The sequence below is a fragment of the Achromobacter sp. K91 genome (genome assembly GCF_003576205.1).
In the GTDB taxonomy this organism is placed as follows: domain Bacteria; phylum Pseudomonadota; class Gammaproteobacteria; order Burkholderiales; family Burkholderiaceae_B; genus Achromobacter; species Achromobacter aegrifaciens.
Genome location: NZ_QWFB01000036.1, coordinates 121,769 through 146,947, shown reverse-complemented (window position 1 = coordinate 146,947; position 25,179 = coordinate 121,769). Strand labels below are relative to the sequence as shown.

Genomic DNA, 25,179 nt, shown 5'->3' with positions numbered 1-25,179 from the left:
GCTTTATTCCTCTGGAAAGCCCTTGAGCAGCCGCGCGGCGATCCAGGCGGCTTCGTCGGGCGCAAGCATGCCGCGCCACCCGGGCATGGCGGTGCCGGGCAGCCCGTGCAGAATCGCCTGTTCGAGATAGGCCGGCGGCTTGCCAGCAAGCGCTTGCGGCGTCAACGCCGGCCCCAGGCCGCCATTCAGGCGCAATCCATGGCAGGAGCCGCAGTCCTGCCGCACCAGGTGTATGAGTCGCTGCTGATCGGCGGGATCGAGGTCCGGCGCCGCCTGCGTCCGGCCCACCGCCGCTCCCAGCCCCGTGCAACAGGACAGCGCCAGGCATGTCAGGCCGCGACCGGGGCGCATGGCTCGGCCGCGTCACGCAACAACAGCTGTCCCGCCGCGGCGGCGGACCAGGCGCGCTGCGCCAGACGCACCACGTCGCCGACCACCAGCAGCGTGGGCGGCTTGAAGCCGGCCACCAGCTGCGGAATCTGGCGCAAGGGGGCCACCGTCCAGTCCTGGGCTTCGGTGGTGCCGGAATGAACCAGCGCGGCCGGCGTGTCGCCGCCGCGCCCATGCCGCTGCAAGGACGCGACGATCTCGGCGGCGTTGGCCACCGCCATGTAGAACACCAGGGTACAGGTGGGATCGGCCAGCGAACTCCAGTCCAGTTCAAGGCCGGCGTCGTCCCGCAGATGACCCGTGATGAAACGCACGCTGGCCGCCACGCCCCGATGCGTCAGGGGTATGCCCAGCGCTGCCGCGCAGCCGTTGGCGGCGCTGATGCCCGGCACGACCTCAACCTGCACGCCGTGCCGCGACAGGAACAGCAGCTCCTCGCCGCCGCGCCCGAAAATGAACGGATCGCCGCCCTTCAAGCGCACGACGCGGGAGCAAGACCCCGCCAGCGCCAACAGCAGCTGATGGATGTCTTCCTGCCGGTGGCGGCAGTCGCCCGCCATCTTGCCTACGTCATGGAACTGCGCGGCGGGATTGATGAGGGGCAGGATGCCGCCGCCTACCAGCCTGTCGCAGACCACGGCATCGGCCTGCTGCAATAGCCGCAAGGCGCGCACCGTCAGCAATTCGGGATCGCCCGGACCGGCGCCAACCAGGTAAACCGTTCCGCTCACTACTCCCTCCCTTGCAGCCAGGCTGCGCAAAATAAGGCTTCAGGAGGAAGTGTAGGAAGCGACAGGCGGCTGCAATAGGTACGGTCGACGCAAGTGCAATGGGTGCGCCAGGGGCGTTCAGGACGCCTGGGCGCGCAAACGCGCCAGGATCTGTGCGCGATGCTGGTCCAGGCCGGGGACCTCCCGCGCCATCGACGGCAGGGGTTTGGAGAACTTCACCGGGAAGCCCACCACGCGTCCTGCCGGCGTATCGGCAACGACCCCGCGATGTCTGACGTGCGGGTCCTCGAACACTTCATCGTGCCGCAGTACTGGCGCCCAGGGGATATCGTGACCGTCGAACAGGCGTTCCCAATCCGCCAGGCTGCGGCTCTTGAACAATTCACGCAGTCGATCGTTCAAGGCCCGCTTTTCGCGCATCCGCCCCGCCCTCGTCTGGTAGCCCGGCGCGTTCAGATCCGGGCAGACCGGGGCCAGCGCCACGCAAAGGTTGCGCCAGAACGATTCCTCCAGAATGCCGAGCGCAAGATGCCGGCCGTCCGCCGTCTCGAAGACGTCGTTGTCAGGCATGACATGCGGCAGATGCGCCACCTCCGGGCCAGCGGGACCGTTCATCGCCTGCAATGCAGGGGCCATCCATGCCGTCATGGTGTCATGGATTGACACGTCCAAATGCTGCCCCACGCCGGACTCGCGCGCGTCCTGCACGGCAGCCAGTATCGCGAGTGCGGCGTGCATGGCCGCGCAGTAATCCGACAGACGCAATCGCGGCCGCGCCATGACATCGCGCACCTGCGATGGCACGGCCCAGTATCCGGCCAGGGCCATGTAATTCACGTCATGGCCGGGCCGCTGCGCATAGGGCCCTGTCTGTCCGAATCCCGAAATCGAACACAGCACCACCCGCGGATTGACGCGCGCCAATTGCGTGTAGTCCAGTCCCAGATTGGCCATTACGCCAGGCCTGAAACCCTCCACCACGACGTCGCTGCCTGCCACCAGTTGCAGCAGGACGCGCTTGTCTTCTTCGCGCTTCAGATCGAGGCAGATGGACTGCTTGCCCCGGTTGTACTTGGCGAAGGTCTCGGCTCCCAACTGGCGAGCGGTGTCGCCCTGCGGCTTTTCCACCTTGATCACGGTCGCCCCCAACTGTCCCAGCAACATGGCGGTGTACGGCCCAGGGTGCAGTTGGCCCAGGTCGAGCACAGACATGCCGCTCAGGTAGCCCGCCGCCCCCTGCTCTGCGCCGGCGCTCATGCGAGTATCCCCTTTGCGATGGTATTGCGCTGGATTTCGCTGGTTCCAGTGACGATGCGGTACAGGCGCAGGCGGCGGAAGATGAACTCCACCGGATGGTTCTTCGTCACTCCCACGTTTCCATGGATCTGCATGGCCTTGTCGGCAATTTCGAAGCAACGCTCGGACACGAACAGCTTGCACATCGACGCCGCATCGCGCACGTCCTCGCCCGAGTCGGCACGCTCTGCCGTGGCAAGCACCATCTGTTCGCAGGCATAGAGGGCCGTCGCCATGTCGGCCAGCATGTGCTGGATGGCCTGGAAGCGGCTGATGGGGCCGCCAAACTGCTGCCGGTGCTTGGCGTAGTCCACAGCCAGCCTGAAAGCCTGGCGCGCCAGGCCTATCATGGTCGGGCAATGCAGCAGGCGGTTTACGCTGACGCGGTTCATGGCGATCTTGAAACCCTGCCCTTCCTTGCCGATCAGGTTCTTCTTCGGCACCCGGACCTGATCCAGCACGATGTCCGCATCGACATACTGGCCTGTCATCGGCACGCAATCGTGCACCAGCCGTACGCCGGGACTGTCCAGATCGATGAAAATCGCGGATATGCCTTCCGCGCCCCGGTCAGGATCGGTGACGCACATGGTGATGGCGAAATCGGCGAACGTCGAGGCGGTAATGTAGTGCTTGACCCCGGTCACGATGTAATCGTCGCCGTCGGCCACCGCGACGGTCTGCAAGCGGGTAGCGTCGGAGCCCGACTGCGGCTCGGTCATGGCGAAGCAGGCGCCGCGCTCGGCGTTGACCACGGGCATGATGTAGCGGTCGTGCTGGTACGGGGTCGCATACTGGACCAGGTTGCCGATGCGCGAAGGACCGCCCCAATCCCCCAGCACATGGGGGAACAGGATGGCGCCGGATGCCGCGACGTCGTCCTTGAGCACGCACAGGTCGCGGTAGGACAGCCCCTGACCGCCCAGCTCGCGCGGCAACTGCGCTCCATAGAATCCCAGCGCCCGGCATCGTTTCCACACGGACTGCACCAGGTCGCGCCCGAACTTGTCCTCGTACCCCAGGCCGAGCGACTGTTCCAGTGGTATGAGTTCGTCCTGCAGATACTGCTGCAACCGGGCGCGCAGGCCGGTCAGCGCCTGTTTGTCGTCTTGGGCCATGTCGTCTCCTTTGAGTAGTCCCCAGCTTGACAGCGCCCGGCATCCTCGCAATTATCTTTTCTTCGTTTTCAATAACCTGGCGGAATCATGAGGCTGGAAGATCTGGACTATTTCCTGGCGGTCGCGCGGCTGGGCCATGTCGGCCGGGCCGCCGACGGCATAGGCGTCAGCCAGCCTGCACTGACCAAGGGCATCCGGCGCCTAGAAGAAGAGCTGAAACTGCAGCTCTTTGTCCGCACGCCCAAGGGCATGGAGCTGACAATTCCAGGACGCGCGTTCTATCAGCGCTCGATGCAGGCAAGGCGGGAACTCGACGACGCCATGCAGGAAGCGGGTGACCTGCACCGCGGAAGCATCGGCTTGCTGCGCGTCGGCGTCACGCCGCTGCTCGCGGAATCGTTCTTCAATCCGGCCTGCATCGAACTGCTGGCGCAACGGCCCGCCGCCAAGGTCCAGGTCATGGTCAGCCTGAACGATGCCTTGATTCCAGCGTTACGGCAGGGAGACCTGGACTTCGCCATCAGTTCGCTGTTCGAATCCGCCTCCGCGGCGGAGTTCGAGCGGGAACCCTTGTTCGCAGACAAGCTTTTCGTTGCCGTGCGTCCGGGCCATCCCTTGCTGGGCCGCCGCAAGATCCGCTTTGCCGATCTGGCGGGGTGCCAGTGGATGCTGCCGGGACCGCAGGCGGCATCACGGCGCTGGCTGGAAGCCAAGTTCGAGCAACACGGGTCGGCGCCGCCCAACGTGACGATCGAATCCAACGCGTCGGTATCGGGATTGCTGGGCATCCTGCACAGCACGGACCTGCTGACGCTGGTCAGCGAAATCACCCTGTCCGCGCATGCCGGCCAGGGCCTGAGCATCCTGCCCCTGGACGACATGACATGGCATCGGCAGATCGGCGTGCTGACGCGGCGCAATAGCTACCAGTCGCCGCTGACGCAGCGGCTGCTGGAAATCCTGCGGGAGCATGCCCGCGCCCGGGCGGGCGCCTAGCCCTCAATCCGCCTGCAAGCCCAGCTTGTCGATGAGCGGCCCATAGCGGGCGGACTCATCATCGATGAGCTTGCGCAGCTGCTGCGGCGTGCCGGGTATGGGCGTGAACGATTGCGACGCCAAGGCCTCCAGCACCTGGGCATCCTGCATCGCGCGGCCGACGGCGGCATTCAGCCGGTCGATGATTTCCTGCGGCGTGCCTTTCGGCACGGCGATTCCCGCCCAGCTGCCGCTGTCGAAGCCGGCATAACCCAGCTCGGCCACCGAAGGGACCTCTGGCAGGGAAGCGGCGCGCTTGGCGCTGGTGACGGCCAGCGCACGGATCTTCCCCGAGGCGATGAAGGGCATGGCGGGCGCGACCGCGACGATGCCGATATCGATCTGGCCGCCTGCCAGGTCATTGAGCGCGTTGCTGCCACCCCGATAGGGCACGTGTATGGCGTCCAGGCCGAAATGCTGCTTGAGCGTTTCAAACGTCAGATGCATGGATGAGCCCACCCCCGGGCTGCCGTAGCTCAGTTTGCCTGGATTGACGCGGGCGTATGCGAGCAGCTCCTGGAATGTCTTGACCGGCAAGGCGCTGCTGACCAGGACCACGTGCGGAGCGATGCTGAGTCCGGATACAGGCGCCAGATCCGCGATGGGGTCGAACGACAGTTTGGGCGAAAGATGCTTGGCAATCGCGAAGTTGCCGCCGTACTCCAGCAGGGTGTAGCCGTCCGCAGGCGCGTTCGCGACCTTGGCGCCCCCCAGATTGCCGCCGCCCCCGCCCACGTTCTCGACGATGATGGTCTGGCCCAGTTCCTTGCCCAGGGGCACGGCGACCAGGCGGGCGATGTAGTCGAACTGGCCGCCAGCCGAGAACGGCACGATGAAGCGTATGGGCTTGTCGGGGTAGCCGGCAGCCCCGGCGCCAGCCGCCTGCGCGGGTCCCGCCATGAGCGCGGCAAGCCCCAGGCTGACGGCCGCCAGGCAACGGGCCGCCCTGTCCCGCAGGCGGAAATTTCGCTGGTTCATGTTGTCTCCTGTTCTTGTGCAAGGCGGGACCGATGCTGGCCCCGCTTTCGCATAGAGGTAACCCGCAGGCCGCCTGAACGTCATGCCGCATCCAACGATTTCCATAACGCAGGGGAATCGCACCCGCACGATAACGGCGCGGCATGAGGATTCGCGTCCTGGTTATCCGCGGGCGCCTTGCCGCCCCGCAGGATAGCGGCAAGCCAACCCCAGACACGGACACACCATGAACCAAGGCCGATACACCACCCGCAATGCGCGCTATTGGCGCGACCGTCCCGCCGTCATTTTCGGCGACAGGACGCTGAGCTTCGGACAGCTGGAAACCCGCTCCAACCGCCTGGCCAACGCCTTGCTGGGCCTGGGGCTGAAGAAAGGCGACCGCGTCGCCATTCTGGCCTGGAATTGCCCGGAGATCATCGAACTCGAATGCGCGCTGTACAAGGCGGGACTGGTGAAAGTGGCCCTGAACGCGCGCCTGTCGAACCAGGAGGTGCTGGATTCGGTCAACAATGCCGATGCGGCGGCCTTCATTGTGGACCCAGCCCATGTGGAAGCAGCGCAATCCCTGCTGGACGGCTTGGAGAACGTGCGGCATCGATTGGTGATGGGCGCCAGCGACATCGAAGGCTGGCGCTCATACGAACGCCTGCTGGAGTCGGCCGCCGACAGCAACCCGGACGTGCCGATGCAACCCGGCGACCTGGCCGTGCTGCACTTTACGTCGGGCTCGACGGGCAAGCTCAAGGCCGCCATGCAGACGGTAGGCAACCGCCTGGCGTCGCTGCGCAAGGTCGTGATGGGCCGCATGCGCGCCAATCCCGGCGAAGTGCTGGCACTCGCCGGCCCCATTACCCACGCCAGCGGCATGTTCATGCAGCCCTTCCTGTTCCAGGGCGGAACGATCCTGCTGCATGACCGGTTCGACCCCGAGAGCTTCCTGGCCTCCGCTGCCCGGCATCGCGCCGCCTTCAGCTTCATGGTGCCCACGATGGTCAACATGCTGATCGCGCATCCGCGGCTGCATCAGCACGACCTGAGCGCGCTGCGACAGATTTCCTATGGCGGCGCGCCGATGGCGCCGGCCCGCATCCGCGAAGCCTGGGAAGCCCTGGGACCCAAGCTCAGCCAGGGCTATGGCGCGGGTGAAACCACCGGCGGCCTGGTGCTGCTGAGTGCCCTGGACCATGCCGAAGCCATGTCGGGCCACCCGGAACGGCTGCTCTCCTGCGGGCGTCCATTCGGCGAAAGCGAGGTTCGTCTGCTGAACGAAGACGGCCGTGAAGTCGCGCCCGGCGAGGTCGGCGAGATCACCGCCACCGGCCCCGACATCTTCGCAGGCTATTGGCGCGAACCCGAGCTGTCCGCGCAAGCCCTGCGCGATGGCCGGCTGCATACCGGCGACCTGGCTCGGATGGACGATGCAGGTTTCCTCTATGTCGTGGACCGCAAGAAGGACATGATCATCTCGGGCGGATTCAATATCTACCCTACTGAAGTCGAACAGGCGCTGTATCAGCATCCGGGCGTGTACGAAGCCTGCGTTTTCGGCGTGCCCGACAAGGTGTGGGGCGAGTCCGTCAAGGCTGTGCTCGTGCTCAAGCCTGGCGACACCACCACCCCGGCCGATCTGATCGAGCATTGCCGCAAGCACCTGGCGGATTTCAAGAAGCCTCGCAGCATCGAACTGGTGGCGGAGTTGCCGAAGAACGCCAACGGCAAGCTCGCGCGCAAGCAACTGAGGGACGCGCACTGGGCGCATGAGGAGAGAAAGGTGGGCTAAGGGCACCACTAGGCGTAGTATGGGGATAGATGCTGTTCACGCTCCTAGGGCCGCGCGGACTCGCGCCGCCCTCCACACCCTCAGGAGGTTGTCATGTACAAGCACATACTCATCCCCATCGACGGATCCGAGCGTTCCTATGCCGGCCTGGCGCAAGGACTGGGCCTGGCCAGCGCCCTGGGCGCAAGCGTCACGGTGCTGACGGTGTACAGCGCCTACCGCCCGACCTCCATGGAAACGGTGCACCTGGAGGGCGTGCATACGGAATATGAGCGCGAGGCCCAGGAACTCGCCAAGTCGTACCTGTCGCAAGCGGCCGCGCAAGCCAGCGCCGCGGGCGTGCCCTGCACCACCGAAATGCGCGAAAGCAACAACCCGGCGCAGACCATCATCGATATCGCCATGACGCAAGGCTGCGACCTGATCGCTATGGCCTCGCGCGGCCACGGCGGACTGGCGGCCGTGCTGCTGGGCAGCCAGACGCAGAAGGTGATGGCGCATTCGACGCTGCCGGTGATCGTCTACCGCTAAGACCGGCGCTTGGACTAGACCGCGGCGCGCGCTCCGTAGGTCTTCGGTATGCCAGCGGCGGCCACGCCGCTGCGCAGGCTTTCCTGCGGCAGCGCCTGGGCCAGCAAGGGCCGCGCCTGCAGCAACCGCGACAGATCCACGCCCGTGCGGTAGCCCATGCTTTCCAGCATGAAGACCAGGTCTTCGGTGACGATATTGCCCGACGCGCCAGGCGCGAAGGGACAGCCTCCCAGGCCTCCCAGGCAGGAATCGAAAGCGCGGATGCCTTCGTCCAGCCCGGCCAGCGCATTGGCCAGGCCCAGCCCCATCGTGTCATGCAGGTGCAGCTTGACCAGGCGCGCGCCCACGGCGTCCTGCGCGGCGCGCACCGCATCGCGCACCAGCGCCGGATGGGCATAGCCCACGGTGTCGGCCAGCGAGATCTCGTCGGCGCCGGCCAACGCGGCGGCGGCGGCCACCTGCGCGACACGGCGCACCGGCACCACGCCTTCCATCGAACATCCGAAGGCGGTGGCGACCGCCGCATCGATGCGCACGGGCCGCGGCTGCGCCCGCACCCAATCGACGATGGAGGCCAGCACCTCCACCTGTGCGTCGGTGCCCTTGCCGACGTTGGCGCGGCTATGCGTGTCGCTAACGGAGACAGGAAACGACAGCGCGTGCGCGCCAGCCTCGTAGGCCGCAATGGCGCCCTTGAGGTTGCAGACCAGGGCAACCACCGTCAAGCCCTCGATCTTCAGGACGTCGGGCAGGACCGTACCCGTATCGGCCATCTGCGGCACCAAGCGCGGCGACACGAAGCTGCCCGCCTCGATCTCGCGCAGGCCGGCGTCGGCCAGCTGCCGGATCCAGCGCAGCTTGTCGGCCGCGGACATCATGCCCTTGGCCATTTGCAGCCCGTCGCGCGGACCCACTTCGCAAAGCCTGATTTCCTGGTTCATGTGCTGTCCTTTCCCGGCCGGCCTACTGCTGCACCACGATGCCCGCGCTTTCGATGGTCTGGCGCGCCTTGGCGATGTCCGAATTGATCAACGCGGCAAACTGTTCGGTGGACACCGGATCGGTTTCCAGGCCTTGCGAGGCCAGCGCCTCCTGCACGTCCTTGCGCGCCAGCAGCTTGTTGAAGTCGCTATTCAGGCGCGACACGACCGCGGACGGCGTCTTGGCCGGGGCCAGCACGCCGTAGTAGGTCACCACGCTGAAATCCTTGTAGCCCAGCTCCGCGACCGTGGGCACCTCCGGCAGCGCCGGATTGCGCTTGGGCGAAGTGACTGCCAGCGCGCGCACCTTGCCGGACTTGATCAACGTGGCCGCCGACGAAATCGAAGAGCCCGCGAACTGCAGGTGTCCGCCCATCAGGTCCGCCAGCGCCGGGGCCGAGCCCTTGTACGGTACGTGCTGCATCTTGAAGCCGGCCGCGTGCTGCAGCATTTCGATGGCGATGTGCACGCCGCCACCCGTGCCCGAGGTGCCATAGGAGATCTTGTTCGGATCCTTCTTGGCGGCGTCGATCACTTCGGGCAGCGTCTTGTAGGGCGAGCTGTCCGATACCAGCAACACCATGGGCGTGGTGGCCACCAGCGCCACCGGCGCCAGGTCCTTGACCGGGTCGTACGACACCTTCATCAGCAGCGGAATCAGGGTGACGTTGTCGGACTGGCCGATCACCAGGTCGTAACCCTGGGCAGGCGAGCGCGCCGCTTCGGCCAGGCCCAGCGCCGTGCCCGCGCCCGGCTTGTTCTCGGGTATCACTGACCAGCCGTTGAGTTCATGCAGCTTGGTGCTCATCAGGCGGCCGATGTAGTCGGTGCCTCCGCCCGGCGTGGACGGGATGATGATGCGGATGGGCTTGCTGGGATAGTCCTGGGCGTGTGCGGCACAGGCGGCGGCCAGCGCGGCCACCGCGAACAGTTTGCGGATCATCTTGTCTCCTCTTTGATGGAAGTCTTGGCGGTCTGCGCCGCCTCGACCGATATCGGGCGCTATCGCCCGTTCATGCAATAACGCCTGCGCTGCGCAGGACCTCGATGCGCGCGGCATCCCAGCCCAGGCCCTGCAGGATGGCCTGCGTGTCGCCGCCCTGCCGCGGCGGATCGGAACGCTTGCCGGCCTTCAGGCCGTCGAACTCGATGGGCAGCGCCGCCGCGGATATCTCCCCGCCGTCCGGCAGCCGGGTCTTGAGCAGCGCGCCGCCGGCGTTCAGGTGCGCATCGTCCAGCAGGTCGTGCGGCTGGCGTATCGGGCCATAGGACAGGCCGGCGGCTTCCAGTGCCGCGCACAGCTCGTCGGTCTTCCAGGTCTTCAGGATCTCGCCCACGCCCGGCACCAGCCAGGGCCGCGCCGCCTCGCGGTCGACGGCGGTGGCCAGGCGCGGATCGGCGGCCCACTCGGGCGGCAGGAATTTCTGGGCGAAGTTGCGCCATTGCGCATCGCCCACCACGGCGACGAACACGCGGCCGTCGGCGGTCTCGAACACGTCATACACGCCCCAGGGCGGCCGGCGCTCCGCGCCCATGGGCTTGGGCGCCGCGCCCGTCAGCTGGTATTGCGCGATGAACTGCGCGACCAGCAGCAGGTTGTTCTCGAACAGGCCGGAGCGCACATGCCTGCCGCGCCCCGTGGCGTGGCGGTCGTGCAGCGCCGCCAGCGCGCCCACCACGCCGAAGGTGCCGCCCAGGATGTCGTTGACAGAGGCCGCCACGCGCTGGGGCGTGTCCGCGCCGCCGTTGATGTAGGCCAGCCCGCCCATCATCTGCACCACTTCGTCCAGCGCGGTGCGCTGCTTGTAGGGGCCGGACAGAAAGCCCTTGAGCGATACGTAGATCAGCCCAGGGTTCTCGGCCGACAGCGACTCATAGTCCAGCCCGTACTGGGCCAGGCTGCCGTCGCGAAAATTCTCCACCACCATGTCCGCCTGCAAGGCCAGCTGGCGCACCACGGCCTGCCCCTCGCGCGCCTTCAGGTCGATCGCCAGGCTTTGCTTGTTGCGATTGAAGACCGGGAAGTAGCCGCTGCCCGAGCCCTTCAGGCGCCGGGTGCGGTCGCCTTCGATCGGCTCCACCTTGATGACCTCGGCTCCCAGGTCCGCCAGCGCCAGGCCGGCCGCCGGGCCCATGATCATGTGGGACAGCTCCAGCACCTTGATGCCGCGCAGCGGTAATTCGGTGTGGTCCATGAAGGGTGAAGCCGGTGTTGCTGCCATCTGCATATCCTCGGGCCTGATGCGCTGAAAAACAGGCAACGGCAAGATCGATGCATGCCGCCGCCCCATGCCCCATCATCGGCGGCAAGCCGGATCAGCGGGTAGCGCTCTTTCAGCACGGGGGCATTCTCGTTTGGGAACGTCCGGGAAAGCCCTGAGCCCCGTCGTTTCAGGCGGCCTCCGCCACGCCCAGATGCGCCAACAGCACGCGAGCGGCGGGCGGCAAGGCGTCCAGCCCCAACACGGCGATGCACAAGGAAGTGCTGGACCAGGCTCCGGAGAGCGGAATGAAGCGGATGTCCAGGTTGGCGTGGCGCGCCTTGAGATACATGGGCACCACGGCCACGCCCATGCCGCGCGCCACCAGCATGCAGATGGTTTCATGCGAGCTGACCCGCGCGCTGATCCGCCGCGCCACGCCCGCATCCTGCGCCGCCTGCTCGAACACCGCGCTGATGCCGTTGTCGCGGTTCAGTTCGATCTGCTCGAAGGGCAGCAATTGCGCGTAGTCCAGCGTGTCGCGGTCGGCCAGCAGATGCTGGCCGGGCACGACCGCCGCCAGATCGCAGCGGCCACAGGTAAAGACCTGCAAACCGTCATGACCAAAATCGGAACCCACCGCCACGTCGGCCTGGCCGTCGAGCACCGCGCGGAACACCTCCTGGGTGGTGCCCTCTTCCAGGGAAATATCGATCTGGGGATAGGCGCGGCGAAAGGACTGGATCTGCGCCGGCAGTTCGCCGGACAGCGCCGCCACGCTAACCGCGAGCCGGATACTGCCGCGCACGCCGGTCGCAAAGCCCGCCATCTCGCGGCGCATGCGGTCCATGCTCTGCAGCACCATGCGCACGTGCGTGGCCAGCGCATTGCCTGCCGGCGTGGGCTGCACGCCCCTGACCCCGCGTTCCAGCAGCGGCACGCCGAAGGCATCCTCCATCTCCGACATGCGTTTGCTGACGGCGGAAGGAACGATATTCTCGCGGGCGGCGGCGCGCGCCAGGCTGCCTTCCTCCAGCGCTGCGAGGAACAGGCGGAGCGAGACGGGATCGATATCGCGGGGATGCGGCGGGGGAGACGGGACGGGCTTCATGCCGGGAAGTGTCGTGCCTTGCGCGCCTGCGCAGGGATCGGGGTTTTCCCGGTCCGGGGCGCCTTGCGCCTTTAACCCCGCACGCCCATACCGCCCTCCCATGCGTAGCCAGTCAGCAAGCCCAGCAAACCGCGCCTGACCACGGCCACCGCCTCATCCCGCAAGGCGTCGGCGCGCCAGCCCATTTCGATGGCATAGCCCGGCATCGCGACCGGGCAGGGCAGCATGCGCAGGCCGGAAGCGGCAGCCAGGCCGCGCGCCGCGTGCGCGGGCAAGGTCGACAGGGCATCGCTGCCCCGCAACAGGAACGCCAACGCCGAAAAATGCGTGGTCGAGGCCTGCACCCGGCGCGTCAGTCCCAGCCCGTGCAGCACTTCATCCACCACCCCGATGAAGCCGCCGGACGACACCAGAATGTGCTGGCGGCGGATGAATTCCTCCAGCGACAAGGTGGTCTGGCCTGGCGCCACGCTGGCGGGATCCAGCAGGCAGGCATAGCCGCCCTGCCCGACCGTCACGCGCTGCAAGGCCTGCGAGGCCAGTCCGCCCGAAGCGATCACCAGGTCCGCTTCGCGCGCCATCAGCATGTCGGCCGCCAGCCGGCTGTGGGTCTGGCGGAAGATGAGGCGCAGCCCCGGCGCGCTCTGCGCCAGCGCGTGGATCGCGTCTCGTCCCAGCGCGATCTCGAAATCGTCCGATAGCCCCAGCGTCACCGACCTGCCGGCAAAGCCCGCCGCGCCAGGCCGCGCCAGCGACAGGCTCTGACGGCACTTGTCCAGGGCTTCGCCAATGACGGGTCGCAGTTCGCGCGCCCGCAGGCTGGGCGTCAGCCCTCTGCCGGTGCGCGTGAACAGGGGATCTCCGTAAAGCGCGCGCAGGCGGCCCAGCGCCGCGCTGACAGCGGACTGCGTCACGCCCAGGCGCAGCGCGGCACGTCCCGCTCCGCCCTCGTCATAGATGGCCTCGAAGATCTTGAGCAGGTTCAGGTCGGCTGACTCGATATCAATCTGGTTCATATCATTTATCTCTGACCAGGATTGATTGATTTTAGGGCCGGCCGGACACTGAAGCCCATTGCCACGTTCCGAGACCCCCGCCATGACCACGAAAACCGTCGCCGCCCTGCAGATCGGCTCCTCCCCCGAGGGCAAAGCCCGCACCCTGGAAGACATCCTCGCCTACGAGGGCGAGATCGTCGCCTCTGGCGCCTCGCTCGTGGTCATGCCCGAAGCGCTGCTGGGCGGCTATCCCAAGGGCGAGATCTTCGGCACCCGCCTGGGCTACCGCCTGCCCGAAGGTCGCGAGGCCTATGCCCGCTATTACGACAACGCCATCGACGTGCCCGGCCCCGAAACCGAAGCGCTCGCCGCCCTGTCGCAGCGCACCGGGGCCAGCCTGGTGGTGGGCGTGATCGAACGCGGCGGCAACACGCTGTATTGCACCGCCCTGTTCTTCGAACCTGCTACCGGCCTCGCCGCCAAGCACCGCAAGCTCATGCCCACCGGCACCGAACGCCTGATCTGGGGCCAAGGCGACGGCTCGACCCTGCCGGTCGTCGACACCGAAGCCGGCCGCATCGGCGGCGCCATCTGCTGGGAAAACCACATGCCGTTGCTGCGCACCGCCATGTACGCCAAGGGCGTGGAAATCTGGTGCGCGCCCACCGTGGACGAACGCGACATCTGGCAGTGCTCGATGCGCCACATCGCCCACGAAGGCCGCTGCTTCGTGGTCAGCGCCTGCCAGGTGCAACCCTCGCCCGCCGAACTGGGCCAGGACGTGCCGGGCTGGGACGCCAACCGCCCTCTGATCAACGGCGGCTCGGTCATCGTCGGCCCGCTGGGCGACGTGCTGGCGGGCCCGCTGCGCGGCAAGGCCGGCCTGCTGACCGCCCAGGTCGACACGGCGGAACTGGTGCGCGCCCGCTACGACTTCGACGTGGTGGGCCACTACTCGCGCCCCGACGTCTTTTCCTTGACCGTGGACGAACGCCCGCGCCCCGCCGTGCGCTTCGTCTCCTGAACGCCCCGGCTGACGGGAGCCCGCAATCCGGGCACCTGGCGCCGGGATGGTATAGTCTCGCCCGCTGCCGGCCCTTCCGGGCCGCGCAACGCCCGAGTGGTGAAATTGGTAGACACAAGGGACTTGAACTAATTTGAGCCCTTTGGGGGAAACTCCAAAGGTGTAGCCCGTCAAACTCGGCGAATGCCCTGGACCCGTTCCGAGCCAACGCCGAGCCAAGCCCTGGCCGCACGGCCGGGGAAGGTGTAGAGAGCAGACGGCGGGCACCTAAGGCCGCAAGGCTATGGTGAAGGCGTGCTCCAGACCACGAACAGCGCATCCGCGCTGGCGGCGAAAGCCGAAGTGGTAAGAAAATCCCTCGGCCTCGCGGCCGTACCGGTTCGATTCCGGTCTCGGGCACCACGCATTTTTTACGCATGCCAAACACGTTTTTACGCACACTTCCGATAACTAGAAAGAAGCGTAAAAACAGAAACATAGAAAAAATTACTGTTCTTATAAACAGTATTTAATTGCCATCAAAAGGCAAGCTTCGTACACTGGGTTCCCCAATTTCTCCCCATGGGTTTCCCCACATGGCTTCGATTAAGCCTCACAAAGACGGCTGGCGCGTACAACTGTATGTTGCCGGTGTGCGAGACTCCAAAGTACTGCGCACTCAGAGAGAAGCAAAAGCCTGGGCATCCGCACGCGAGACTGAGTTGAGGCAGCGCAAGAATGCCCCGCCCGCGGATCTGCACACCGTCAGCGACATGCTGCTGCGCTATGAGCGCGAGGTTTCAAGTACCAAGCTTGGCGCGCGGCCCGAAAGCCTACGCATCGCGGCATTCCTGCGCGAATTCCCAGCGCTGGCGAGCCTTCCCCTTTCCCAATTCAATACTCCAGAGGTTGCCGCCTGGCGCGATGCACGCCTGAGCGGCTTCGTCGGGCCGGACGGCCAGCCGAACCGCCCAGTCTCTTCCGCTTCCGTCCTGCGAGACATCAACTGGCTTCGGAATGCATTCTCCATTGCCCGCAAAGAATGGCATTGGATGGATCACAATCCTTTCGATGGTCTCAGATCCATTCCGGAGCCGCCCCCGCGCACACGTCGCGTGGCCCCCGCTGAGGTGAAGCGCCTTTGCCGCGACCTGGGCTACCGTACCGGCGTTGCGCCCATCACTAAGAGCCAAGAAGTCGCCTTGGCATTCTTGGTAGGGTTGCGCTCTGCCATGCGCGCCGGCGAGATACTAAGCCTCGGAAAATCCACGCTAGATCTTGGTCGGAGGGTTGCCGAAGTGAAACACAAAATGCAGTACCTCACAGGACGCCCCCGTCAGGTTCCGCTTACGCGTCATGCCGCCCGCCTACTCCGGCCGGTGGCACAGCGCGACACCTGCTTTTCTATCACTGCGGCTTCCTTAGACACGCTATTTCGGAAGTCAAGGGATCGTCTTCTGATTGAAGACCTACATTTTCACGACTCACGCGCCGAGGCGCTTACGCGCCTTTCGCGGAAGGTGGACGTGATGACCCTTGCTAAGATCAGTGGGCACAAAGACTTACGCCTGCTCCAGGCTGTGTACTATCGAGAGTCTCCCCAGGATATCGCTGCAAGACTCTAGCGTCCTACGGGCAAACCGGAATTGACCGCCGGGCCACCCCTAGTATTAGTGAGATATAGTAAATTCGGCCATCAGCCACTTGCCCACAACGTCGCATGGCATTTTTATTCCAGACTTTCCTTCAGCAAGCGCAAACCCATGGCCATGGGTCGAAGTCGACGGCGCTTACTTCCCTTCAATGGCTCATTGGATTGCTTATAACGGGCACCGTTAGCGCGGCCTACTGGGTGCCGAGTGAGCCTTGGCTTTGGCGAGTGCTCGCTGGAGTGACGGGGCTGACAATTATCGCTTTCATGTGCGCATATTTTTACCTCCTAGTAAAACAGCCCGACGCCTTGCGCTCAGAACGATATTCATTATCAAAAATTATGATCGAACGCGGGTTGGTCGGCGATAGCGTTTCGGGCCTGCACGACCCTAGCGATCAACTAGTCGATAATCGGCGAAAAGGTGCGCTGACGATTGAGGGAAGCGAATGAGCGTGCGCCGTTTTGTGGTTGTGGTAGATGAAAGCACAACAAAAGAAAAGCGTGACTTGATTACCCAAGCTCTGAAGAAGAAGTTTGGTTTTTGGCATTGGATCGGCAACGCATGGATTTTGACAGACCGCTCGGGGCGGGATTCTTCAGCAGCTGAGATTCGGGACGAGGTCCGTAAAGTGACGGAGAACGCAGTTCCGCAGGTGCTCGTAATCCAAATTGATGGCGAGACAGCTCCGAGCTGGGCAGGTTTCGGCAAAAAGGAAACTTTTAAGTGGTTTCATTCCACTTGGGTGAACAAAGAGGACGAGAGCTAGTCTCCAGGGCAGGCAAGAAAATCAGCTAACTGTCCTCCACCGTGTTTGCACGGATAGCAGTCCGCCCCTGACCATGGAGGGCACCATGTGCAGCCACTATCAGACCCTGAAGGATGCCGAGTACCTGCTGAAGAAATTCGGCGTGCCCGAGAAGCCGAAGGCCATGGGCAAGTACGACATGTGGCCGAAGTATCAGGGGCTGTTCGTGCGGCGCCCTCCCGAGCATGACGCGGGCGACGAGGCCGTGCCGGAGCTGGAGGCGATGGTGGGCCGCTGGGGACTGATCAGCGCCATGACCAAGGCGGACGGCCTGGACAAGGCCGGCAAGCTGTCCACATTCAACGCCCGCGGCGAGACGGCGGCCAAGTCGTTCACGTTCGGCAACGCCTGGCGCCGAGCACAGCACTGCATCATCCCGGCCGACGCGATCTTCGAGCCCGACTGGCGGTCGGGCGCTGCGGTGGCTACCCGGTTCACCCGAGCGGACGGCGCGCCGCTGGGCATCGCCGGTCTGTGGGATCGCTACCGAGACGCCGCCGGCCAGTGGCAGGAGAGCTACACCATGCTCACCATCAACGCCGACCAGGACCCGCTCTTCCAGAACTATCACCAGGCCGGTAAGGAAAAGCGCATGGTGGTGATCCTGCCGGAAGGCGCCTACCAGGACTGGCTCACCGCGCCCGTGGCCGACACCCGCGATTTCCTGGTGCCCTACCCGGCCGAACGCCTGGCAGCCACGCCCATGGGGGACGGGAAAGCCCGATAGCTGACCCCGATTGCGGACGGAATATACTGGATATCTGACCAGTGTTTTCCGCCATGCCGTTCAAAGACCCGCTCACCTTCGCCGACCTCCGGGCCATCCGGGAGCGTCAGCCCTGGAACCCTGATGTGCTCTCCCTGCTATGGGAGGTGAAGCGCCTGCGCGCGGCCCTGCTGCGCATGCATCAGGTGTCCTTTGAACTGAAGCGGCCCGCCGGCCTGACGGGCGACATTTACGACGACCTGCTGGCGGGCCTGGCAAAGGAGCCCTGTGTATTGGAGCGCGACCAGATGACGGCCGAGGTGCTGGAATCACCGCGCAAGCTGCGCAAGGGGATGGCGCCGCGATGACGGTGCAAGCACTTGGCCCCTTCCTATTGCATCAAGCACTAATTTCCTTGGGTAACAAAGCTCGACACTCATGCAAACAGAGTCCATCGTCAGCCTTAGGATACAAGCCTACAAGGAGGTGCGAAATGGAGGACCTACTTCACCGAGCTGGTCGAGAAGCTGCAAGGCACGGTGTACCACTTTCCGCTTGTCCGTTCTTGGTGGCCGCTAATATGCCCGGCCACACAGGCGAAGCACCAGGCAAATGGAAGGCCAAGTTGTCAGCGTGGGAAGCGGGCTGGAAGGAGGAGACCGAGGCACGGCTGGCGGACCTTAGACGCCGAACACTCCAACTGCTCGACGACTGAGGGCGCCTGATAGCCTACGGCTTGCCCCAGGCGTCCACCACGGCTTGGTGCCGAGCGGCACATTCGGCATACTGGAACGCCAGCGCGGCATGAGCCTGCGCCAAGTCGTCCCAGGACGGCGAATCAACGCGCGGGATCGGCTGGCACGGCGCAAAGAGATTGGCGGGCAGCGCCGGGCGTCCACCTGCCCAGCTAGCCGCCTCCCCTTTTTTCAACGCAGAGGCTTGGCGAGGGCCCAGGGGCACTGGGGAAAACTCGGACAATACCGCTGCGGCCCACTCCCGGGTTTCGCTACTGGACCGCTCAGAAGTGAGGGCAGATATGGCGAGCTGAACATAATCGCGCCTAACCTCCTTATCCTTCTCCGCTGCTTGGAATTGCCAGCCGAAAAATGCTACCAGTATGGGCACACAGATCAGCGAAATTATCTGCGCAACGTCCTTCGTCCTCTCAAGCCTTTCCCTAGCCATTGTCATGTCTCCATTGCATGGGTGAATTCTAGTCGGTCGCTCGGATGGCCCTTACATAATCTTGCAGGCCGTTCACCTGGTCGGCCCATCGAGCAGCATCTTTTCCCAGCTGCTCATATCGCCCGACACACGATCCAATAATTCCGATCCAGTCGGGGCCGGCTGCATCAGGTCCGCCGCCGGTTCCGGCAGCTTCGGCACGCCGCCGGGCAAGCTGGCGCAGCAGCCCGTCAATCCGGCCACGCTGAGCGGCAACAGTTTTTTCAGCAGCTTCTCGCGCCAAGACGGCGCCGCGGTATTGGGCATCAGCACGGTCCCTTTCCTCCTGCCAGGCGCGCGCTATGGCCGCTTGGCGTTTCTCGATTTCGGCCTGCTTAGCGTCAGCTCCGGCCTGATACTGACGTGCGCCATACCATTGCCGCTCCAGCACCACACCCGCCACCAGCAGCGCGCCCGCCGCCAGCGCCGCGGCGTAGCCCTTCCAGCCGATTAGCGCAGTCCCGATAGACATAGCTCACGCTCCGCAAGACGGCGGTTGTACAGACCCCGCACGAACTTGCCATCTGAATACGACCAGGCCGGTTTACCGTCAGGTCCATGGGCTAGCGCATTGCACCCCTCGGATACACGCCCTGAATTGATCAGGCCGACGGCCCGACTAGCGCAGGTACTGGCTACCCCGAAATTGTGGGAGTGGCTGGTGAGTGCCTCGAATATCGGCTGGCTGATAGCCACGTCAACGCAATCCGCCAGTTCTAGCTGTCCCTTGCTCACCACCATCCGCTCGACCTCGATGCAGCGCTCTTGTGACCAGTAGTCCCCCACCACCACCGGATAGGGGCTTGTGTACTTGGTTATCCCCTTGCAGACGGTAGGCAGTCCCTTGGCCAGCTTGTCCGCGTAGACGACGTTCTGCCCCTCGCCTTCCCACCGCCCAAGGAACTGCTGTATGTCTGCGCTGAAAAGCGTCAGCGCACCTGAGGCGACAAGAGCCGCCGCCCCTCCCGCAACACGCTTCCCCATGGCGCTCATACGCTGCCCCCCTTCCACCACCCCACAACCAACCGCCAGTACTTGGGCACCAGAAGCCCTATTTGCATCGCGAGATACAACAGGGTGGCCACCGCCACCCACTCATTCAGCGTCAGGCCATAAAAAACGGCGCCACCGGCGCCGATACCCATCTTGACCATTGCAGCTTGGTCTTCATGCATGTGCATGCTCCTGGATCGGGTTCGCATGGATTGCCTCCCGTATGGACGAAAAAAAACCCTGCCTCAGCAGGGTTCAGGATTTCACTTGGCTAGTTGCCTAAAGTGCCGTCGTACTCAAACCAAAAACTACTTCCGCCACACTGGTATCGACCAGCCATGAAGGCATCAAGATCATTGAAGTTGAAGCGCTCGTGGAAGTAGCTACCAAACTTGATCTTGACCTTGGGGTTGTCCAGAAGAAAAGCCTGGAGCAAATATTGCTCTGTCCAGTACACATGCAACTTCTTAGCCCATTCCACGGGCATCCCGAACGGCAAAAATATGTCATGGACATGCACAAGAATCTTGCGGCGTATGGTAGGAAGAAGCCGCAAATAGATATGCAGACAGTCGCTGCCAATCTTTACGGTGTGAGTGGAATCAATGAATAGAATGTCGCCGTCCTGAAGCACGCTGTTAAGCTCCAAGACGCTTTGTGCCTTCACCCTCTTCAAGTCAAGAGCACCCTTGGACGCCAAATCCACCAAGAACTCCCTTGGGTACGGCTCGATACAGAGCAGGCTTCCAGATCCATTCTCCTGAAGCGCCTTCAAAGCTACCAGAGAGGAAAAGCCACTGCCGATCTCTACAACTTTCCCCGGCCGTTGCTTTCTGATGTACGAGTAGTAGGACACCGCATCGCTGTAGGAAAACTGGCCGTTCTCCCAAAAAAACTCCCCGCTATTCTCGTGGCCCTTGACCGGCACATCAAACCCTTCAGCGTAGGGCGTTAATTCTTGAAGCTCCCGATGCAACACTCGCGCGTCAAATCCTGCCAAGTACGGCGCGCCATGTTGCTCAAAGGTCTGATCAAGATCTTCCAGCGATGGAGTGGACGAATAGAAATTCGAAGGCACCACTGACACCCCGGCGTCTTCAAGCGCCTTACGGGTTTCCCCCGACTTCCACAACAGTTCCTGAGCGTCAGATATGAAACGCTTCAGCGCATTCTCTTCCATCCCTGCCTCCCCCCGGAAAAGCACCCTTTATACACGCAATTGGTTACAGGGGACATACGTCCATGTGTCCCTTCCGGCAGTTGTTCATAGTGAGTGCTCCACCGCCAACCCGCCACCATACCGCCCTAGCCTACAAGGCAATCGACTTGTCAAATCTCTCATCGCTGCTTCTACAGACCTAAGAGGCGTGTCGAAGCGGGCATGTCACAAGTGGTAATATTCCGCCACCTAAAAAAGGGCTTCTCCATGGCGGTCGAAAAACATACCAGTAACTTGGCCGTTGAAGGCCTCAATGCACTCACCTTCACACGCTTCTTCGCCGCGTTGCTGGTCGTCGCTTTTCACTTCAGCGCGGGCGTCCCGCCGTTCGACAATAAAATTATCGAAGCCTTCGTTAGCAGAGGGCAGTTAGCTGTCGCGTACTTCTTCTTGCTGTCCGGCTTCATCATGACGCGGGTGTACGCCAATGAGTCCGGAATGGTCAACAAGGGGAAATTCTGGCTTGCACGATTTGCCCGCATATATCCCGTTTACCTGCTTTCTCTCGTCGTTATGTATAGCCTCGGGAACTACGAGGGCACGACGGTGGCGCTCAATGTCTTCATGCTTCAGGCCTGGTCGGAGAAGCATGCGTTGACCATGAATGTGCCTGGCTGGTCTCTGTCTGTCGAAGTGTTTTTCTACGCCTGTTTCCCGTGGGTGTTGCCGTGGCTGACCCGGCGACGTGTAGTGGTGGCCGCAGTAGTCGCCGCAATTGCCATGCTGCTGCACGATCGAATCATTCCCCTGCCGTGGCACACGCTTGAGAAGCTACCCCTTCCCTGGCCTGACCTGACGGGGCCGTACTCCCCGATAAGGAACTTGCCGTTCTTCTTGATTGGAGCGGTGCTGGGCGCGTGCACAAAATGGAAGATGATCCCCAGAATGCCCGGCAGACTCGCGTCGATAGTTGCGGTGGCCTCAATCGTCTTGCCGGTCGTATGGATTCACAACGCCATTCCCTTAGTCGCCATCCCGTTCTCCATCTTGATACTGTCTCTAGCGCAAGGCGATGGAGTGGTTCAAAAGGCGATGTCGCACAAGGTTCCAGTTTTCCTGGGGGAGGCCAGCTATGCACTCTACATCCTGCATTACCCGTTGATGATTTGGTACTACAACGCAGTAGTTTTGCCCTTCGAGCTTTCGCGTACGGCAATGTTTTACTCGTACCTAGTCATATTGATCGCGCTTTCGTGTCTGGTTTTCCGGTTTATAGAAACTCCGGCGCGGCGGCTGATACGGTCCTATAGGTCAGATGCCGCAAGGCCGTCCGCTCAAAGCGCAACCACTTAGCCTATGCTGCGGGAAAGTTTAAGTGCGGAAGTTCCGCAATAAGGCCAGCGTCCGACGGAACATCTCTCGTCCCGGCGCTGACCTCATCGAGGATTTGATAGCACTTATGCCAAACAAGGCTTCGCCATTCGCGCAAGGCCTGCCCTTCTTTTTGGAACTTTGGCACGCTTGGCTCGTCCGCATAGGTGACCGCCGTAGCGATGCTGTCGTAATTCAAGTCGCGCGCCTTGCGATCCATAAAAGCTTGGACCAATCCCACCTTCTGTACCCGCACTTGTTCAATGGTCGGCACAACTTCTTGCAAGGTTGGTTGACCATCCGCGCCAGCAACAATCTGCAGACCTGAACACTGGCCCGCCATCAGACTTTGATATGCCGCGGTCGAGATTTCAACGACGTCAGCCGGCATGCCCTTGCCGTTTATCTCGAGATCATAAAAGCCACCCGTAGATTTTGAATAGAACATCTCTATCTCCCCCATGCCAGGTAACGAACGCTAACCTGCCCTGCCAGCGAGGATTGCGTGCCATTGACGAAGACCGCTGAATTCGTGCTTACGGTGGACGGTGTGCCAATTAATGAAACCGTCATGTTGTCTGCGCCAGATTGCTGGCCTGCTGTCGATACCACCGAGTAGCAGTCATTTGGAAACGCGATCGGATATGTCCAGGGCGCGAAACCAGCCGAGTTGCTCAAGACTGTTGCCCACTGCAAGATCAGGCCGCCTGGCAGTTTCTGATGCCCAACGGTTGCTAGAGACTGATTGGCTCCACCAAACGCGTCTGCCAGTTTCTTAGGCGTCAGCAACACGTTGTCGTCGGTCATCTCTTGAGCCTGCAGAGTGCTTGCGATGCCAGCACCCAATGCCGCCCAGTTGGTGCCGCCAGCGTCTGGATTCGTGGTGTTGTTGTCGACTAAATTCAACCAGCTGCCGTTGCCGCCCGCTGCGGCCAGAACCGCGCCCTTTGGATAGCCTCCGACGGCCGTCGAGAAATCAACATCAAACGGGTACCTGCCGCCCGCCTGCCCCCACCGTACAGCCGCGCTCAGGAAATTGAGGATGCCATTGAAGTCGGCACCATAGGGCGGCACGCCACCCGCAGCCAATGGTGTCATCGTCAACGGCGGAAAGCCATCAGTAAACGATGCAGCGCCAGGCGTGACTCCGATCTGTGATGCCACCGGAATTGTGTTCTTGGTTCCGCTTTGTGCGAACGGGACCGCGGATTTGGTGGGTGAATTGCTAGCCTGCATGGATGAGCCCCGAGGATGTGAAGAATACGCCGGATCCGAAGGGCTGCATTAGCGCCTCGTTGAATCCGAAGGTGGTTTGCAAGTCGACTTGCAGCACGTTTGCCAAGACGGCGGCGGGCTTTGGAATTGCGCCAGATTGAGTCAGGATCGCAATTTCGTACGGTTCCAGTGCGAACTCGAATACGTAGCGAAACTCCATATCGCCAGTGTCCGACACGTAGCAGCGGCCGCGGCCGGCGAATAAGTTGGACAACAGACGATTCAGGCTCGGCGACGTACAGTCGGAAATGTTGGCGAGCGCTTTAACCAATATGAGCTTTCGGTAGGCATCGTCGGCCAGCCGATAAGTCTGCGTCGCCTGCTCCCCAGTGAAGAATGGCGCCTGATTAAATGGCTGCCAATCAAGCGCCTCGTCATATCCCAAGTAGGTCACATCCCCCGGCACCGTGAGCATTCGACCGATGTCGACGATCCTGCCCCAGATATCCAGCCCAAAACCCTGCGCCGTCTCGACGTTCCACACGAAGTCGTAGAACGCATCAAAATCTGCATCTGGGTTGATGTACTCGTCCATGTTGTTGATCAGCTGGACGAGCGTGGGGCTGTTGGCGTATTGGCTGATGAGGGTCCGGGCCACCAAGCCGGGCTTTGGAACGACAGTCATATCAGGGTCACCGAGATATCGCCGGCCGTGATAGTCGGCCGGCGGTTGATCGGCACCGTCAAGCTGGGCGCCGACGGGGACGTGTCCCCGAGCAGCAGCGAGAGGATTGACACCGAAGAGCTCAATAGCGAGATGGGGGCATAGAATCTACTCGCGTAGATGATCGATCCAATACGCGCACGCTGCCCACCGTCAACGCCATTAAAGGCATCGATAATGGCCTGCTTGGTAAGGTCGACAATGTTCGACGGCAGCGACGGGTTATTGGCCAGTTGAACGGCAAACTTCACTGGCAGCGCTGCAGGTGTCTCCCAGGTCACAACGTAAGAGGGATAGGGATAGGAATACCCGTCCCGGTCTTCTACGGTGTAAGACGTGTTGCCGTTGTAGTTCGCCCCGTTGCTCTTCTTGCGCCAGATGGCCTCAGCAATGTCGGCAGCCTCGCCGCCTACCACTGCGACCCAGATGGAATGCGGCACCAGCGACACGCCGCCGATGGTCTGCGGCACGGAAAGGTTGTTCTCCGTCACATAGACGTCGATCACGTCCGCAACGTTTGCCACGTCCGCATAAATAGATGGCAGTGAACCGCGAGCATTCAGCGCCACCGACTGGCGCCGGCGGGACTCAAACTCAGCGCGTGACTCCACGTAACTGCCCACCGTGCCAGCGTCCGCATTCAGGACCGAATCCCAGCCCGGAATAGCCTGATAGATCTGGTTCAGGGCACCCGGCGCACAGTCCACTGGGCCGTCGACCGAGCAAGCGAACGGCAGATCAATGCTACCGCCCGGCGGGATCGTGCCGGCCTGCGTGCAGAGATACAAGCTGCCATCGACCGCCTCGGCGCGGGCGCCAACCGGGATGACCACGCCGGACAGCCCCGTGCACGTCGCGATGACCACGGTCGGCGTGCCAGGCTTGCGGTCCAGAAAATAGATCCGCCCGATCGCGTCTTGCATGCGGCCTTCGGCGAACGCCGGGTCCACCTGGTTCACGTAGCGGGCGAACTCGTTGTTTTTATCACCAATGATCGCTGTGGTGCTTGACGCGAGTTGCCCCTGGGGCGTCTCCAGCGCAGGATTCAGGCCGCCTCCGAAGGCGGAATCCATGTCGGTCTGAACGCCTGCCAGGATGGCCGACTCTTCGGGCAGCACCAGCCCTTCCGGCGTGAACTGCACGCGCGGCACTTGGGAGCTTGTAGCCATGGT

The 25,179-nt window shown here is 63.1% G+C and carries 28 protein-coding genes; 10 read left to right on the top strand and 18 right to left on the bottom strand.

What is annotated here, in order from left to right; translation table 11 throughout:
• Positions 1-3 precede the first annotated feature (3 nt).
• The 4 genes from DXK93_RS18890 to DXK93_RS18875 form a co-directional block, all read right to left on the bottom strand.
• Complete coding sequence (locus DXK93_RS18890) at positions 4-351, bottom strand: cytochrome c (protein ID WP_119450845.1); 348 nt, start codon at positions 349-351, stop codon at positions 4-6.
• Positions 330-1,121: a uroporphyrinogen-III C-methyltransferase gene (gene cobA, locus DXK93_RS18885; RefSeq protein WP_119450844.1), complete on the bottom strand. Its 792-nt coding sequence runs from the start codon at positions 1,119-1,121 to the stop codon at positions 330-332. Before cobA ends, DXK93_RS18890 begins: the two co-directional genes overlap by 22 nt.
• A gap of 117 nt (positions 1,122-1,238) precedes the next feature.
• Positions 1,239-2,378: a CaiB/BaiF CoA-transferase family protein gene (locus DXK93_RS18880; RefSeq protein WP_119450843.1), complete on the bottom strand. Its 1,140-nt coding sequence runs from the start codon at positions 2,376-2,378 to the stop codon at positions 1,239-1,241.
• Positions 2,375-3,535, bottom strand: coding sequence for an acyl-CoA dehydrogenase family protein (locus DXK93_RS18875; RefSeq protein ID WP_119450842.1), 1,161 nt, complete (start codon positions 3,533-3,535; stop codon positions 2,375-2,377). The genes DXK93_RS18880 and DXK93_RS18875 overlap by 4 nt, the downstream gene beginning before the upstream one ends.
• Before the next feature lie 87 nt (positions 3,536-3,622).
• Between DXK93_RS18875 and DXK93_RS18870 the strand changes: the two genes are divergently transcribed.
• On the top strand, positions 3,623-4,531 hold the full coding sequence (locus DXK93_RS18870) for a LysR family transcriptional regulator (RefSeq protein WP_119450841.1): 909 nt from the start codon (positions 3,623-3,625) through the stop codon (positions 4,529-4,531).
• A 3-nt stretch (positions 4,532-4,534) separates the two neighbouring features.
• Here the strand turns inward: DXK93_RS18870 and DXK93_RS18865 are convergent, their stop codons facing one another.
• Positions 4,535-5,548, bottom strand: a complete 1,014-nt coding sequence (locus DXK93_RS18865) for a tripartite tricarboxylate transporter substrate binding protein (protein ID WP_158598566.1) — start codon at positions 5,546-5,548, stop codon at positions 4,535-4,537.
• Between the two features lie 226 nt (positions 5,549-5,774).
• On the opposite strand from DXK93_RS18865, the gene DXK93_RS18860 reads away from it, so the two are divergent.
• Positions 5,775-7,331, top strand: a complete 1,557-nt coding sequence (locus tag DXK93_RS18860) for an AMP-binding protein (protein WP_119450839.1) — start codon at positions 5,775-5,777, stop codon at positions 7,329-7,331.
• Between the two features lie 93 nt (positions 7,332-7,424).
• Complete coding sequence (locus DXK93_RS18855) at positions 7,425-7,862, top strand: universal stress protein (RefSeq protein ID WP_054450200.1); 438 nt, start codon at positions 7,425-7,427, stop codon at positions 7,860-7,862.
• Positions 7,863-7,876: 14 nt separating this feature from the next.
• On the opposite strand, the gene DXK93_RS18850 is transcribed toward DXK93_RS18855, so the two are convergent.
• From DXK93_RS18850 to DXK93_RS18830, 5 genes are all read right to left on the bottom strand, one after another.
• Positions 7,877-8,803 (bottom strand): hydroxymethylglutaryl-CoA lyase, encoded by a 927-nt coding sequence (locus tag DXK93_RS18850; RefSeq protein ID WP_119450838.1) that lies wholly within the window; start codon positions 8,801-8,803, stop codon positions 7,877-7,879.
• Between the two features lie 22 nt (positions 8,804-8,825).
• Positions 8,826-9,785 carry a tripartite tricarboxylate transporter substrate binding protein gene (locus DXK93_RS18845; protein WP_119450837.1) on the bottom strand — a complete coding sequence of 320 codons (960 nt, stop codon included), beginning with the start codon at positions 9,783-9,785 and terminating at the stop codon, positions 8,826-8,828.
• A 70-nt stretch (positions 9,786-9,855) separates the two neighbouring features.
• The gene (locus tag DXK93_RS18840) at positions 9,856-11,064 is read right to left on the bottom strand and encodes a CaiB/BaiF CoA-transferase family protein (protein WP_082400642.1); all 1,209 of its coding nucleotides are present in this window, start codon (positions 11,062-11,064) and stop codon (positions 9,856-9,858) included.
• Positions 11,065-11,233: 169 nt separating this feature from the next.
• Positions 11,234-12,154, bottom strand: a complete 921-nt coding sequence (locus DXK93_RS18835; RefSeq protein WP_054450193.1) for a LysR family transcriptional regulator — start codon at positions 12,152-12,154, stop codon at positions 11,234-11,236.
• 71 nt (positions 12,155-12,225) lie between these two features.
• Complete coding sequence (locus tag DXK93_RS18830; RefSeq protein ID WP_054450190.1) at positions 12,226-13,170, bottom strand: LysR substrate-binding domain-containing protein; 945 nt, start codon at positions 13,168-13,170, stop codon at positions 12,226-12,228.
• An 82-nt stretch (positions 13,171-13,252) separates the two neighbouring features.
• Between DXK93_RS18830 and DXK93_RS18825 the strand changes: the two genes are divergently transcribed.
• From DXK93_RS18825 to DXK93_RS32625, 6 genes are all read left to right on the top strand, one after another.
• Positions 13,253-14,176, top strand: a complete 924-nt coding sequence (locus tag DXK93_RS18825; RefSeq protein ID WP_119450836.1) for a carbon-nitrogen hydrolase family protein — start codon at positions 13,253-13,255, stop codon at positions 14,174-14,176.
• 575 nt (positions 14,177-14,751) lie between these two features.
• Positions 14,752-15,780, top strand: a complete 1,029-nt coding sequence (locus DXK93_RS18820) for a tyrosine-type recombinase/integrase (RefSeq protein ID WP_119450835.1) — start codon at positions 14,752-14,754, stop codon at positions 15,778-15,780.
• Between the two features lie 475 nt (positions 15,781-16,255).
• Positions 16,256-16,576, top strand: a complete 321-nt coding sequence (locus tag DXK93_RS31870; protein WP_147400257.1) for a hypothetical protein — start codon at positions 16,256-16,258, stop codon at positions 16,574-16,576.
• A gap of 85 nt (positions 16,577-16,661) precedes the next feature.
• Positions 16,662-17,342 (top strand): SOS response-associated peptidase, encoded by a 681-nt coding sequence (locus DXK93_RS18815; protein WP_119450878.1) that lies wholly within the window; start codon positions 16,662-16,664, stop codon positions 17,340-17,342.
• 53 nt (positions 17,343-17,395) lie between these two features.
• Positions 17,396-17,689 carry a hypothetical protein gene (locus DXK93_RS18810; protein ID WP_119450877.1) on the top strand — a complete coding sequence of 98 codons (294 nt, stop codon included), beginning with the start codon at positions 17,396-17,398 and terminating at the stop codon, positions 17,687-17,689.
• The gene (locus DXK93_RS32625; RefSeq protein WP_370127079.1) at positions 17,686-18,036 is read left to right on the top strand and encodes a CrpP-related protein; all 351 of its coding nucleotides are present in this window, start codon (positions 17,686-17,688) and stop codon (positions 18,034-18,036) included. Before DXK93_RS18810 ends, DXK93_RS32625 begins: the two co-directional genes overlap by 4 nt.
• Positions 18,037-18,534: 498 nt before the next feature.
• On the opposite strand, the gene DXK93_RS31865 is transcribed toward DXK93_RS32625, so the two are convergent.
• The 4 genes from DXK93_RS31865 to DXK93_RS18780 all read right to left on the bottom strand — a co-directional run bounded on the left by DXK93_RS31865 (position 18,535) and on the right by DXK93_RS18780 (position 20,718).
• Positions 18,535-19,017: a hypothetical protein gene (locus tag DXK93_RS31865; RefSeq protein ID WP_147400256.1), complete on the bottom strand. Its 483-nt coding sequence runs from the start codon at positions 19,015-19,017 to the stop codon at positions 18,535-18,537.
• Entirely contained in the window at positions 18,996-19,538 is a 543-nt protein-coding gene (locus DXK93_RS18790) for a lysozyme (protein WP_233564571.1), read from the bottom strand. Before DXK93_RS18790 ends, DXK93_RS31865 begins: the two co-directional genes overlap by 22 nt.
• Positions 19,535-19,720: a type II holin gene (locus DXK93_RS18785; protein WP_158598565.1), complete on the bottom strand. Its 186-nt coding sequence runs from the start codon at positions 19,718-19,720 to the stop codon at positions 19,535-19,537. Before DXK93_RS18785 ends, DXK93_RS18790 begins: the two co-directional genes overlap by 4 nt.
• An 89-nt stretch (positions 19,721-19,809) precedes the next feature.
• Entirely contained in the window at positions 19,810-20,718 is a 909-nt protein-coding gene (locus tag DXK93_RS18780; protein WP_119450830.1) for a class I SAM-dependent methyltransferase, read from the bottom strand.
• A gap of 201 nt (positions 20,719-20,919) precedes the next feature.
• Between DXK93_RS18780 and DXK93_RS18775 the strand changes: the two genes are divergently transcribed.
• On the top strand, positions 20,920-22,050 hold the full coding sequence (locus tag DXK93_RS18775) for an acyltransferase (RefSeq protein ID WP_119450829.1): 1,131 nt from the start codon (positions 20,920-20,922) through the stop codon (positions 22,048-22,050).
• A gap of 1 nt (position 22,051) precedes the next feature.
• On the opposite strand, the gene DXK93_RS18770 is transcribed toward DXK93_RS18775, so the two are convergent.
• The 4 genes from DXK93_RS18770 to DXK93_RS18760 are packed head-to-tail and all read right to left on the bottom strand — an operon-like array spanning position 22,052 to position 25,176.
• Positions 22,052-22,516, bottom strand: a complete 465-nt coding sequence (locus tag DXK93_RS18770) for a hypothetical protein (protein ID WP_147400255.1) — start codon at positions 22,514-22,516, stop codon at positions 22,052-22,054.
• Between the two features lie 2 nt (positions 22,517-22,518).
• Positions 22,519-23,304, bottom strand: a complete 786-nt coding sequence (locus DXK93_RS31860; protein WP_147400254.1) for a hypothetical protein — start codon at positions 23,302-23,304, stop codon at positions 22,519-22,521.
• Complete coding sequence (locus DXK93_RS18765) at positions 23,294-23,968, bottom strand: DUF2612 domain-containing protein (protein ID WP_119450827.1); 675 nt, start codon at positions 23,966-23,968, stop codon at positions 23,294-23,296. Before DXK93_RS18765 ends, DXK93_RS31860 begins: the two co-directional genes overlap by 11 nt.
• The gene (locus DXK93_RS18760; RefSeq protein WP_119450826.1) at positions 23,965-25,176 is read right to left on the bottom strand and encodes a baseplate J/gp47 family protein; all 1,212 of its coding nucleotides are present in this window, start codon (positions 25,174-25,176) and stop codon (positions 23,965-23,967) included. Before DXK93_RS18760 ends, DXK93_RS18765 begins: the two co-directional genes overlap by 4 nt.
• Positions 25,177-25,179: the final 3 nt, after the last annotated feature.